The sequence below is a fragment of the Pseudomonas sp. FP215 genome, assembly GCF_030687795.1.
Taxonomy (GTDB): Bacteria; Pseudomonadota; Gammaproteobacteria; order Pseudomonadales; family Pseudomonadaceae; genus Aquipseudomonas; species Aquipseudomonas salmasensis.
This window is the reverse complement of record NZ_CP117447.1, coordinates 3931427-3944066: the sequence shown is the minus strand read 5'-3', so window position 1 is coordinate 3944066 and position 12640 is coordinate 3931427. Positions and strand designations below refer to the sequence as shown.

The window sequence follows — 12640 nt, the reverse complement described above, 5'->3', positions numbered from 1 at the left end:
CCAATCTTAAATATCATCGTTTTTCATGATATCTAAATATTGCCTATGAGTGGAAGCAAGGCCCATTGACGGCTTTTTTTGGGTAACTTGCTTGGAACTCTGTATGCGCCGCAGTGCGCTTTCGCTTGCGGCGCTTTTCTTTGACTCGCCACCGCGCTCATTCTTTCTTTTCCCTCGACCATTGTGCTGCGAACGGTCTTTGACCGGCACTAGCCCAGAACCGATCCTGACGCCTGCGACACCCCCTGTGCAACGCTTTCAATGAGACACCAGCGCAGGAGAAATCGGAGGACAGGTCATGCAAGGGACGAACGTTCTGTTCGGCCAGATCGCTGTGGTAATCGGCATCGTGATCGCCGGCGTCTGGGGCGCCACACAATGGACAGCAGCGACCCTTGGCTATCAAGTACGCCTCGGATCGCCCTGGTTCGATCTTCTAGGTGTACCGGTTTATCACCCGTGGCGCTTGTTCGAATGGTGGTTCTTCTTTGATGCCTACGCGCCGCACGTCTTCGACACAGGCGGTGCGATTGCGGGTGGTAGCGGTTTGTTCGCTTTACTCGTCGCCATCGCCATGTCGGTATGGCGTTCTCGGCAGTCGCGGCTGGTTACGACTTATGGTTCGGCACGCTGGGCCGATGCCGTCGACATCCGCAAAGCTGGACTGACCCTCCCGGCGGGCGTCTTCCTCGGCCAACACGACGACCAATACCTCCGACATGAGGGGCCGGAACATGTCCTGAGCTTCGCACCCACGCGCTCGGGCAAGGGCGTGGGCTTGGTGGTGCCTACGTTGCTTTCGTGGCCGGCGTCCGCCGTCATTCACGACATTAAGGGAGAGAACTGGAAGATCACGGCGGGCTGGCGTTCGCGCTTTTCGCACTGCCTGCTTTTCAACCCCACCGATAGGCAGTCGGCCGCCTACAACCCGCTGCTTGAAGTCCGGCGCGGCGCACATGAAGTGCGCGACGTGCAGAACATCGCCGACATTCTGGTTGACCCTGAAGGTGCGTTAGAGAAGCGCAATCATTGGGAGAAGACCAGCCACGCGCTACTGGTCGGTGCAATCTTGCATGTTCTGTACGCAGGCGAGGACAAGACGCTGCGCGGCGTCGCCAACTTCCTCAGCGACCCGGCGTGTCCGTTCGAGCTGACGCTGCACCGGATGATGACGACGAAGCACCTGGGCGATGCGCCTCACCCGGTTGTCGCATCCGCTGCCCGCGAAGTGCTCAACAAGTCGGACAACGAGCGATCGGGCGTGCTCTCCACCGCCATGTCGTTTCTCGGCCTGTACCGCGACCCGACCGTGGCCGAAGTCACATCGCGCTGCGATTGGCGCATCGCCGACCTGATTTCCGCCGAGCACCCGGTATCGCTCTATCTGGTGGTGCCGCCCTCCGACATAAGCCGCACCAAGCCGCTGATCCGGCTCATCTTGAACCAGATCGGGCGGCGGCTGACCGAATCGCTCGACGGCAGCGATGGCATCGCGCGCCGGCACAAGCTGCTGCTGATGCTGGACGAGTTTCCGGCGCTGGGTCGCCTCGATTTTTTCGAGTCCGCGCTTGCCTTCATGGCCGGCTACGGCATCCGCAGCTTTCTCATCGCTCAAAGCCTGAACCAGATCGACAAGGCGTATGGGCAGAACCATTCCATCCTCGACAACTGCCATGTCCGGGTGACTTTCGCCACCAACGACGAAAGGACGGCGAAAAGGATTTCCGAAACCCTCGGCACCGCCACCGAGCTTCGCGCGCAGCGCAACTACGCGGGCCACCGCCTCGCTCCGTGGCTGGGGCACCTGATGGTGTCGCGTCAGGAAACTGCACGTCCGCTGCTGACGCCCGGCGAGGTGATGCAGCTTCCACCTGAGGACGCCGTAGTCATGGTGTCCAGCGTTGCCCCGATCCGCGCGAAGAAGCTGCGTTACTACGTCGACGCCAATTTCAAGGATCGCGTCCTGCCACCGCCCGTGCTCGCAGTCGGGAGGTACGCCGACGCGCCGCCAGCCCGCCCCGACGACTGGAGCGGCTTGGCGATCCCGGCCGTACCTACGGCGCCGACCTCGGTATCCGCCGATGGTCCGGGCGGCACCGATGACGGCGGCCCGCGCCGCCAGCTCGAACTCTCCGAAACCGTCGCCTACGAGCCCGAGTTGGACGCGTGTGCGAACGACCTGGAGCTGCTCGATGACGACGACCTGGCGCTCCCGCTTCCCGGCCAGCTCGACCCGGCCATGCAGCGCACGGCCCGGCTGGCTTCTCTCGACCCCAACGACGGAATCGACCTATGAGCCAATACCGCCTCAATCTTTTCATCCAGCCCGAGCACGCCAAGCGCCTGGATGAACTTGCCGCCAAGAAAGGCGTGTCCAAGTCCTCCATCGTCGCAGCGGCCTTGGCGTCCTGGCTGTCACCCGATGCGGGCGACCAGCGTGAGGCCGCCATTGCCAAGCGGCTGGATCGACTGTCGCGGCAGACCGAACGCATGGAGCGCGACCAGAACATCCAGATCGAAACGCTGGCGCTGTTCATCCGCTATTTCTTGACCATCAGCACGCCGGTGCCAGAAGCCCACAAGGACGCGGCCCGCGCCCAGGGCAAAGCGCGCTTCGAGCAGTTCGTCGAGCAGTTGGGTCGCCACCTGCTGCGTGGCCGCAGTCTGGTGCGCGACGTGGTGGAGGAACTGCACCCCGATCCGATGCGGATGGATGACGCAGCAGCGATGGCGTCCGCCGATGAGCGAGCTGCAGAGCGTGCGTCATGAGTGCCGTTCCGCAGATTCCGCCTGAATCTCGCTCATCCGCCGCGGCGTCCCAGGATCGCCGCATCCAGATGCTGCGCACGGCGATGGGGCCGCTGATCGCCGCTGCGCTCGAAGATCCGGATGTTGTGGAAATCATGCTCAACCCCGATCGCACCCTGTGGGTGGATCGGCTGTCGTCGGGTCGCTCGCCGCTGGGCGTGGAGATGCCCGAGGCCGATGGTGAACGCATCATCCGCCTGGTCGCCGCGCATGTCGGCGCGGAGGTGCATCGCGGCCAGCCGCTCTTGACCGCCGAGTTGCCGGAAACCGGCGAGCGTTTCGAGGGCATCCTGCCTCCGGCCGCCCCGGGGCCAGCCTTCGCGCTACGCAAGCGGGCCGTGAGCATCATCGGCCTGGATCGCTACGTGGCCGACGGCATCCTGACCGCCGGGCAGGCCGAGTTCCTGCGCCGCGCCGTGCGCGAGCGGCAGAACATCCTGATCGCCGGCGGCACCAGCACCGGCAAGACCACGCTGGCGAACGCGCTGCTGGCCGAGATCGCCGCCACAGGCGACCGCGTGCTGGTGCTCGAAGACACCATCGAGCTGCAATGCGCGGCCCGCGACCATGTGCCGCTGCGCACCCGCGCCGGCGTCGTCACAATGACCGAGCTGGTGCGGGCCACGATGCGCCTGCGGCCTGACCGCGTGATCGTCGGCGAAGTGCGTGGCGGCGAAGCCCTGGACTTGGTGAAGGTCTGGGGCACCGGCCACCCCGGCGGCATTGCCACCATCCATGCCGGCTCCGCCTTGGGCGCACTGCTGCGTCTGGAGCAACTGATCCTCGAAGTGGCAGTGAATCCGCCCCGCGCCCTGATCGCCGAGGCGGTCAACGTGGTGATTCACATCGCAGGCCGTGGCCGCAAACGTCACGTCGAAACCATCTCCCGTGTCGTCGGCTTCGACGGTGCGGGCTATCGCCTGACAGATGCGCTGGAAACGCCGTTTCCCGAGCTGCCGCCGGTTCCTCTTGCAGCCGCTGCCGCTGCGCCTTCCTCGACCCCTGACCAACCTGGAGAACTGCCATGACGCACGTTGATGCTTTCCGTCTTTCCGTAAATCCTATTTCTCGCCTGTCCAGCATGGCGCGGCTGCGCCACCTGGCCCGTCCCGCAGGGCAAGGGCTGCTGCTGGCCGCGCTGATGCTGTTGCTGGCGGGCACGGCGCAGGCCGCCGGTTCCTCGATGCCGTGGGAAGGGCCGCTGACCTCCATCCTCGAATCCATCCAAGGGCCAGTCGCCCGGATCGTGGCGGTGATCATCATCATCTCGACGGGGCTTGCGCTGGCGTTCGGTGATACCAGCGGCGGCTTTCGCAAGCTGATCCAGATCGTGTTCGGCCTGTCCATCGCGTTCGCCGCGTCCTCGTTCTTCCTGTCGTTCTTCAGCTTCTCCGGAGGGGCCGTCGTATGAGTAAGGCCACCGATCTTCCGGGCTTTGAAGTGCCGCTGCATCGCTCGCTGACCGAGCCGATCCTGCTGGGCGGTGCGCCGCGCACCGTGGCGATTGCCAACGGCACGCTAGCCGCCGCCGTCGGGCTGGGCCTGCAACTGTGGATTCCCGGCGTGGTGCTCTGGATCGTCGGCCACTCGCTGGCCGTATGGGGTGCGCGCGTCGATCCGCAGTTCATGCAGGTCTTCGCGCGGCATATCAAACACCGCCCGCTTCTGGACGTGTGAGGGGAGGACGCCATGCTGAACCTTGCCGAATATCGTCAGCGCCCGGCCTTGCTTGCCGACTGGCTGCCCTGGGCCGGGCTGGTCGCGCCGGGCGTTGTGCTGAACAAAGATGGTTCGTTTCAACGCACGTTCCAGTTTCGCGGCCCCGACTTGGACAGTGCGACACAGGGCGAGCTGATTGCCACGTCGGCGCGGCAGAACAACGCGCTTCGCCGTACCGGGTCTGGCTGGGCCTTCTATATCGAGGCCGAGCGGATGCGGGCATCGAGCTATCCGCAATCCTCCTTTCCCGAACCACTGTCCTGGCTGGTGGATGAGGAGCGACGCGCGGCGTTCGAGGAGTCGGATGGCCATTTCGAGAGCGTCTATCACTTCACGTTGCAACACCTACCGCCGCAAGAGTCTCGCGCCCGTGCGGCTGGGATGCTGTACGAGAACCGGCCCACTGAGGGTGTGGACTGGCGTGGTCGGCTTGATTCCTTCGTGGCAGAGACCGATCGCGTGTTCGACCTGCTCGATGGTGTGATGCCGGAGATTGCCTGGCTGGACGATAGCCAGACGCTGACCTACCTGCATGCCACAGTCTCCACGCGGCGCTATCGCGTCGGCGTGCCCGACGTGCCGTTCCATATCGACGCACTGCTGGCCGATGCCGCGCTGGTCGGCGGCCTGGCGCCCATGCTGGGCGATCAGCACCTGCGCGTGGTGTCGGTACGAGGCTTCCCGACCTCGACCTGGCCGGGGATCTTGGACGACCTCAACCGCCTGGGCTTTGCGTATCGCTGGAGTACGCGCTTCCTGTGCCTGGACAAAGCCGAGGCGGAACGGGAATTGGGGCGCTTGCGGCGCCAATGGTTCGCCAAGCGCAAGAACGTCATCGCGCTGCTGCGCGAAACGATCTTTCAGCAGGAAAGCCCGCTGGTCGATACCGATGCCAGCAACAAGGCCGCCGACGCCGATGCCGCCTTGCAGGAGCTGGGCAGCGATCAAGTCGCCTTCGGCTACCTCACCGCCACGGTGACGGTGCTCGACGCCGACCCGGCCGTGGCCGACGAGAAGCTGCGCATGGTGGAGCGCGTCATCCAGGGCCGGGGTTTCGTGACCATCCCCGAAACCCTCAACGCAGTCGATGCCTGGCTGTCGTCCGTCCCCGGCAACGCATACGCGAACGTGCGTCAGCCCATCGTTTCGACGCTGAACCTGGCGCACATGATGCCGATGTCAGCGGTATGGGCTGGGCCGGAGAAGAACGAACACCTCGATGGCCCGCCGCTGATCGTCACCCGCACCGATGGCGCGACGCCGTTCCGGCTGGTGACGCACATCGGCGACGTGGGGCACACCCTTGTCGCCGGGCCGACCGGCATGGGCAAGTCGGTGCTGCTCGCCATATTGGCCATGCAGTTCCGGCGCTACTTCGGCTCGCGGATCTTCGCCTTCGACATGGGGCGCTCGATGCGCGCCACCATCCTCGGCCTTGGCGGTGAGCACTACGACCTCGGTGCCGATGGCGGCATCGCCTTCCAGCCACTCGCGCGAATAGCCCACGAGGGCTACCGCACCTGGGCCGCCGAATGGGTGGAGGGCCGGCTGCTGCACGAAGGCGTGACGGTCGGCCCGGACGAGAAGGCTGCCATTTGGTCGGCGCTGCGAAGCCTTGCCGGTGCGCCAGTGGAGCAGCGCACCATGACCGGCTTGTCGGTGTTATTGCAGTCCAACGCGCTGCGCCAAGCGCTCGCGCCCTATGTGTTGGGCGGCGCCCACGGCAAGCTGCTGGACGCTGACCACGACCGGCTGGGCATGGCCGACGTGCAGGGCTTTGAGATGGAAGAACTGATGCACAGCCCCGCCGCCGTGCAAGCAGTGCTGCGCTACCTGTTCGCCCGCTTCGACGAACGTTTTGACGGCGCGCCCACGCTGCTGATCCTCGATGAAGCGTGGCTGTTCCTCGATGAGCCGTCCTTCGCGGCCCGCATCCGGCAATGGCTCAAGACGCTCAGAAAAAAGAACGTCAGCGTCATCTTTGCCACGCAGTCGCTGGCCGACATCAAGGACTCGACCATCGCGCCAGCCATCATCGAAAGCTGCGCGAGCAGGATCTTCTTACCTAACCCGCAGGCCACCGAGCCGCAGATTCGCACGATCTACGAAGGCTTCGGCTTGAACAGCCGCCAGATTGAGATCGTGGCGACCGCACAGCCCAAGCGCGATTACTACTACCAGTCGCGCCTCGGCAATCGCCTGTTCGACCTCGACCTGGGGCCTGTCGCGCTCGCATTCGCGGGCGCATCCACCCCTCAAGACCAACGCGATATTGACCGCGTGCTGACGCAGGCCGGCGCTCCCGGCTTCGCCGGCGCGTGGCTGCGCCATCGCGGCCTCGGCTGGGCCGCCGACCTGCTGCCGTCCGCTCCGGCGGCAGCTTCCTTTCTCGCTTCTCAACCGCTGGAGGTTTCACCATGAAGACCAAGCCCCGTTTGCTCTCTGTCTCACTCGCTGCCGTGCTGTCGGTATCGCTGCTGGCCGTGCAGCCCGCATCCGCGCTGACGGTGTTCGACCCGTCCAACTTCGTGCAGAACACGCTGACCGCCGTGCGCACGCTGGAACAGATCAACAACCAGATCAACCAGCTTCAGAACGAGGCGCAGATGTTGATGAACCAGGCCAGGAACCTGGCAAATCTCGACTTCAACATCGTCAACCGCCTGCGCTCGACGCTCGCCACCACCGAGCGCCTGATCGCCGAGGCGCGCGGCTTGGCCTACGACGTGCAGAGCATGGATGCCACGTTCGCCCGCCTGTACCCGGAACAGTACGCCGCCACCATCAGCGGCGACCGCATGGCACAGGACGCCCGCGAACGCTGGCAGAACACCTTGAACGGCTTGCACACCGCGATGCGGATGCAGGCGCAGGTGTCGCAGAACCTCGCCCAAGACGAAAGCGCGCTGGCCGATCTCGTGAGCCAGAGCCAGTCGGCCACCGGCGCGCTGCAAGCGATGCAGGCGACGAACCAGCTCCTGGCTTTGCAGGCCAAGCAGTCGATCCAGGCGCAGCAGCTCCAGATCACGCAAGACCGGGCCGCTTCACTGGAACTGGCGCGGCAAGCGGCGGCTATGGAGCGCGCCCGCGAAGTGCGGCGGCGCTTTCTGGGCACCGGCACGCCGTACACGCCGCAGTCCGTCAACTTCTATAACAACTGACCGGAGGCGGCCATGCGATGCGCTTCCGTCCTGATGGCCGTGCTGCTGACCGCGTGCGGCCAGCAGCCGGCCGAGAACCTGGCCGACGCCCTGGCCGCAGATCCGGTGCGGCTCAAGGCGTTGCGCGGGCAATGCGCGGCCGACCGGCAGGCCGTGGGCGAGGATGCCTGCCGCGCCGCCGCTGAAGCCTTCCGGCGGCGCTTCTTCGCCGGCCATACCGGGCCGGATGAATACAACTCGCTGGCTGAACTCCCGCCGATTCCGCCGAGCTTCGATACGCCCGCAGATGAATTGCCAGAGGGCGCCGTTCCGCTCACTCCGCCCGAGGATTCGCCATGAACGACGTGACCATCATCGACCGTTTCCTCGATACGTTCTCGCGCTACATCGACTCGGGCTTCGGCTTATTGCAGGGCGAAGTGGCATTTCTCACCGCCACGCTCATCGTCATCGACATGACGATCGCTGGCCTGTATTGGGCCATGAGCCACGCCACCGGCCAGGGCGACGACGTGATCGCCAAGCTGCTGCGCAAGGTGCTCTGTGTCGGCGCGTTCGCCTACATCATCGGCAACTTCAACTGGCTGGCGAGCATCGTGTTCCGCTCGTTCGCCGGCTTGGGAATTACCGCTACCGGCTCGGCCATCACGATGGAGAACTTCCTTCAGCCGGGCCGGCTGGCGAAGACCGGCATCGACGCAGCCGCGCCGATTCTGGAACAGATCGGGGACATGGCTGGGTTCCCCGAGGTGTTCGTGAACATCGACCCTATCGTGGTTCTGTTCATCGCCTGGCTGGTGGTGATCCTCTGCTTCTTCGTGCTGGCCGTACAGCTTTTCATCACGCTGATCGAGTTCAAACTGACTACGCTCGCCGGCTTCGTCTTGATCCCGTTTGCACTCTGGAACAAGACCTCGTTCCTCGCGGAAAAGGTGCTAGGCAACGTGGTGTCGTCAGGCATCAAGGTCTTGGTGCTGGCCGTCATCGTCGGCATCGGTTCAGGCCTGTTCGCCGAGTTCCAGGTGCATCCCGACGAACCATCCATCGACCACGCGCTGGTCGTGATGCTGGCCTCGCTCGCGCTGCTGGCGCTGGGCATTTTCGGCCCCGGTATCGCCACCGGCCTGGTGTCCGGTGCGCCACAGCTTGGTGCGGGCGCGATGGCTGGTGCTGCGGTCGGGGCTGTCGGCACCGGCGTTGCCATCGGCGCCGCCGTAACGGGCGTGGGCGGCGCCGTCATGGCCGGGGCACGAATGGCCCCGGCGGCCGCAAAGCTGGCCGGTGCCGGTGCGCGTGCCGCGACTTCGGCGGCCGGCAGTGCCCGATCGGCGTTCCAGGCCGGTTCCGCTGCGGCCGGCGGCGGTGCCAAGGGCGCGGCGGCTGGCCTCGGCAATGTCGCCAAGACTGGCGCACAAGCCGCAGGCCGCAGCGTCACCTCTGGTGCTTCCGCTGTTGGGCAGAAGGTGGCCGACTCCTTCCGCGCTGGCTGGAACGGCACAGAAGCCGGCAGCGACGGTGCTGGCCCCGGCCAGACCGCAGACGGCACCGCAGGCTCGCAGAAGCAACAGCAACCGGCCTGGGCCAAGCGGATGCACCGCCGCCAGCAGGCTACCCATGCCGCGACCACTGCCGCCCACACGCTGCGCGGCGGCGACGGCGGCGGCTCCGGGCAAGGCCCGAGCCTGCGGGATTCCGATACCTAACCTTCAAGGAGAACACCCATGCGATTCAAACGACCGCAGGTGCGCTACGCCGATACGCCGCAGCCTGCCACCCCGTATCAAGCCGCCGCCCAGGTGTGGGACGACCGTATCGGCTCCGCCCGCGTGCAGGCGAAGAATTGGCGCCTGATGGCCTTCGGCTGCCTAGTGCTCGCGCTGTTGATGGCCGGCGGCCTGGTGTGGCGCTCGGCGCAGTCCATCGTGACGCCCTATGTCATCGAGGTCGATCAAGCCGGGCAGGTGCGCGCCGTGGGAGAGGCCGCCACGCCGTACCGGCCCGGCGACGCGCAGATCGCGCACCACCTGGCGCGCTTCGTGACGCTGGTTCGCTCGCTGTCCATCGACCCCATCGTGGTGCGGCAGAACTGGCTCGATGCCTACGACTACACCACCGACAAGGGCGCGGCGGTGCTCAACGACTACGCCCGCACCAATGACCCATTCGCCCGCATCGGCAAGGAATCGGTAACGGTGCAAATCACCAGCGTGGTTCGCGCGAGCGACACGTCTTTCAACGTGCGCTGGACAGAGCAGCGCTATGTCAACGGTGCGCCCGCCGGCACCGAACGCTGGAACGCCGTGCTTTCGACCGTCCTGCAAACCCCGCGTACTGAACAGCGCCTGCTCAAGAACCCATTGGGTATCTACGTCAACGGCCTGTCATGGAGCCGCGAACTGGATTCTTCCGAAGGAGCCAAACCATGAAACTTCGTTTCCGCCTTTACGTTGTTCCTTTGACGCTGCTGGCCCTCGCGGGCTGCGCCTCGCAGGGGAAGCCGCCGCCATCCATCTCGCTCGACGAGACGGTGCTGGCCCAGCCGTTGCCCGAACCGCCCAAGCCCGTCGAAGTCGTCGCCGTCCCTGAACCGCTGGCGCTGCCGGCGCAGTTGAAGCCCCTGCCGGAACTCGATGAGGCCCCCGTTGCGCCGGAGCCGGCCGACGAAAAGGTGCGCGTTTCCCGTGCCAATGCAGAAGCGCGTATCGCGCCTACCCGTGAGGGCTACGTCAACGCGATTCAGGTGTGGCCGTTCACCGATGGCGCGCTTTATCAGGTCTATGCGTCGCCGGGGCGCGTGACGGTGGTTTCGCTTCAACCGGGCGAGGAACTGGTAACGGTCGCCGCCGGCGATACCGTGCGCTGGATCGTGGGCGACACGTCCAGCGGCGGCGGGGCCGATCTGCGCGTCAATGTGCTGGTCAAGCCTATCCGCTCCGGTCTGAAAACCAATCTCGTCATCACCACCAGTCGGCGCACCTACCTGCTGGAGCTGACCTCGACCGAGAGGGCATGGATGGCGTCGGTGTCCTGGGACTATCCGAAAGACCGAATGCTCGCGTTGCAGCGCCAGGCGCAGGCAGCGCAGGCAACAACGCCTGTCGATACGGGCCTGTCGCTGGACAAGATCCGCTTCCGCTACGCGGTATCGGGCAGCAACCCGCCGTGGAAGCCTCTGCGCGCCTTCGATGATGGAGAGAAGGTCTATATCCAGTTCCCGCCGGGCATCGCCCAGGGCGAGCTGCCGCCGCTGTTTGTCATCGGCGCGCAGGGCGACGGGCAACTGGTGAACTACCGTTTTCGCTCGCCGTACTACGTCGTGGATCGCCTGTTCGGCGCGGCCGAACTGCGGCTGGGCGGCGATGGCGGCGACGTGGTGCGGATCGAGCGCACCGATGGTGTTGCACGGAGGAACTGACCATGAGCCAGGATGACACTCCCGACCTTGCCGCGCCGCAGGCGGACAAGGTGGCGCCGGAGGCAGTGGCGCTGCGCGCCCAGCCGCGTCCAGTCACACGCCTGAACCGGCGCTCGCTGGCCATCCTTGCCGGCGTCCTAGCGGTCGCCGTGCTCGGCGCGCTGATGTGGTCGCTGCAACCTCATCGACGCAGCACAGGCGAGCAGACCGAGCTTTACAACGTCGATCGCGTGTCAAAGTCGGAAGGACTGGATGCGCTGCCGACGGACTATTCCAAGCTGCCGCCGGCGTTGCTGCCTGCCGTTCCCGAACTAGGGCCACCGCTGCCGGGCGATCTTGGCCCGGCTATCGTGAAGTCGCAGCAACCGGCGACGGCTGCCTACGCGGCCCCCGGTCACGACCCGAACGATGCCCTGCGAAAAGAAGCCGAGGCGGCCGCGGCCTCGTCCGTGTTCTTCCGCTCGGGTGGGCAGAATGCGGCGCCGGTAGCGCAGACACAGGTGGCCGCTGCGCCGGGCTTCGCCGCCAATGCGGCGTTTGACCCGCTGGCGGCCGGGCCGGCCTCCACGGCGGCCCAACCTGCTGACCCGACAGCGGTGCAAAACCGGCAAGACCAGAAAGAGGCTTTCATGAAAGCTGGCCCCACTGAAACCCGTAATTCCGGCAATCTGACTCTGCCAATTTCGCCGTATCAGGTTATGGCCGGAACAGTGGTCGCAGGTGCCTTGGTGACGGGCATCAAGTCGGACTTGCCCGGCGACGTGATCGCCACGGTGACGGAGCCGGTCTATGACACAGCCACCGGGCGCTTCCTGCTGATTCCGCAGGGTTCGCGCATCCTGGGCAAATACAACAGCCAGGTCAGCTACGGGCAGAGCCGCGTTCAAGTCGTCTGGAACCGGATCATCCTGCCGGACACGTCTTCGCTCACGCTCGACAACCTGGCCGGCACCGACCCAGCCGGCTATGCCGGGCTGGAGGACGATGTGGACTACCACTGGGGCCGCATCTTTGCCGGTGCGGCACTCACCACGCTGCTGGGCGTCGGTGCCGAGCTGGCCGCGCCGGAGAACCGGCAGGATGGTGATCGCGTCATCATCGCTGGGCGCGACAGCGCGCAGGACAGCATCAATCAGGTCGGCCAGGAGATGACCCGGCGCAACCTCAACATCCAGCCGACCTTAACGCAACGGCCGGGCCTGCCGGTTCGCATCATCGTCAACCGGGATCTGGTGCTGCGGCCGTACCAGCCGCTGTTCTTCAACCGGGGGACTTCACGATGAGCACGACCAAGAAGCTGCGGCTCGGCCCGCTGCCGAAGACCGAGAGCACCAAGCTGACTTTCGTTTGCCCGACCAGCTTGAAAGTCGACCTCGACCGCTACGCCGCGCTACACGCGCAGGCGTATGGCGAGGCCGTTGATGCGGCGACGCTGATCCCGCATATGCTGGAAGCGTTCATGGCGGGGGATCGAGGATTCAGGAAGGGCACGGCGACCCGCAGCACACCACCGAAGCCGCCATGATTGCACCGCATG

13 protein-coding genes are annotated in these 12640 nt (G+C 65.5%); all 13 read left to right on the top strand.

Annotation, left to right across the window (positions count from 1 at the left end; all coding sequences use genetic code 11):
• Nucleotides 1-298 precede the first annotated feature (298 nt).
• From PSH76_RS17660 to PSH76_RS17600, 13 genes are read left to right on the top strand one after another with little or no spacing between them, the layout of a single operon-like run.
• A complete protein-coding gene (locus tag PSH76_RS17660; RefSeq protein ID WP_001163195.1) occupies nt 299-2296 on the top strand; it encodes a conjugal transfer protein TraG in 1998 nt (665 codons plus the stop codon).
• On the top strand, nt 2293-2769 hold the full coding sequence (locus PSH76_RS17655; protein WP_000085131.1) for a ribbon-helix-helix protein, CopG family: 477 nt from the start codon (nt 2293-2295) through the stop codon (nt 2767-2769). Before PSH76_RS17660 ends, PSH76_RS17655 begins: the two co-directional genes overlap by 4 nt.
• A complete protein-coding gene (trbB, locus tag PSH76_RS17650; RefSeq protein ID WP_023093367.1) occupies nt 2766-3836 on the top strand; it encodes a P-type conjugative transfer ATPase TrbB in 1071 nt (356 codons plus the stop codon). The genes PSH76_RS17655 and trbB overlap by 4 nt, the downstream gene beginning before the upstream one ends.
• Entirely contained in the window at nt 3833-4219 is a 387-nt protein-coding gene (locus PSH76_RS17645) for a TrbC/VirB2 family protein (protein WP_000150010.1), read from the top strand. The genes trbB and PSH76_RS17645 overlap by 4 nt, the downstream gene beginning before the upstream one ends.
• On the top strand, nt 4216-4485 hold the full coding sequence (locus tag PSH76_RS17640; RefSeq protein WP_003092280.1) for a VirB3 family type IV secretion system protein: 270 nt from the start codon (nt 4216-4218) through the stop codon (nt 4483-4485). Before PSH76_RS17645 ends, PSH76_RS17640 begins: the two co-directional genes overlap by 4 nt.
• Nucleotides 4486-4497: 12 nt before the next feature.
• A complete protein-coding gene (gene trbE, locus PSH76_RS17635; protein ID WP_000933135.1) occupies nt 4498-6948 on the top strand; it encodes a conjugal transfer protein TrbE in 2451 nt (816 codons plus the stop codon).
• Nucleotides 6945-7688, top strand: coding sequence for a P-type conjugative transfer protein TrbJ (gene trbJ / locus PSH76_RS17630; RefSeq protein ID WP_003092277.1), 744 nt, complete (start codon nt 6945-6947; stop codon nt 7686-7688). The genes trbE and trbJ overlap by 4 nt, the downstream gene beginning before the upstream one ends.
• Before the next feature lie 12 nt (nt 7689-7700).
• Nucleotides 7701-8027 (top strand): hypothetical protein, encoded by a 327-nt coding sequence (locus tag PSH76_RS17625; protein WP_014603538.1) that lies wholly within the window; start codon nt 7701-7703, stop codon nt 8025-8027.
• Nucleotides 8024-9391, top strand: a complete 1368-nt coding sequence (trbL, locus tag PSH76_RS17620) for a P-type conjugative transfer protein TrbL (RefSeq protein ID WP_023093366.1) — start codon at nt 8024-8026, stop codon at nt 9389-9391. The genes PSH76_RS17625 and trbL overlap by 4 nt, the downstream gene beginning before the upstream one ends.
• A gap of 18 nt (nt 9392-9409) precedes the next feature.
• Nucleotides 9410-10114, top strand: coding sequence for a conjugal transfer protein TrbF (gene trbF, locus PSH76_RS17615; protein WP_001211312.1), 705 nt, complete (start codon nt 9410-9412; stop codon nt 10112-10114).
• Nucleotides 10111-11103 carry a P-type conjugative transfer protein TrbG gene (trbG, locus tag PSH76_RS17610; protein ID WP_000776560.1) on the top strand — a complete coding sequence of 331 codons (993 nt, stop codon included), beginning with the start codon at nt 10111-10113 and terminating at the stop codon, nt 11101-11103. Before trbF ends, trbG begins: the two co-directional genes overlap by 4 nt.
• A 2-nt stretch (nt 11104-11105) precedes the next feature.
• The gene (locus PSH76_RS17605; protein ID WP_003092274.1) at nt 11106-12386 is read left to right on the top strand and encodes a TrbI/VirB10 family protein; all 1281 of its coding nucleotides are present in this window, start codon (nt 11106-11108) and stop codon (nt 12384-12386) included.
• Complete coding sequence (locus tag PSH76_RS17600) at nt 12383-12628, top strand: DUF2274 domain-containing protein (protein ID WP_000108283.1); 246 nt, start codon at nt 12383-12385, stop codon at nt 12626-12628. Before PSH76_RS17605 ends, PSH76_RS17600 begins: the two co-directional genes overlap by 4 nt.
• The last annotated feature ends 12 nt before the right edge of the window (nt 12629-12640 follow it).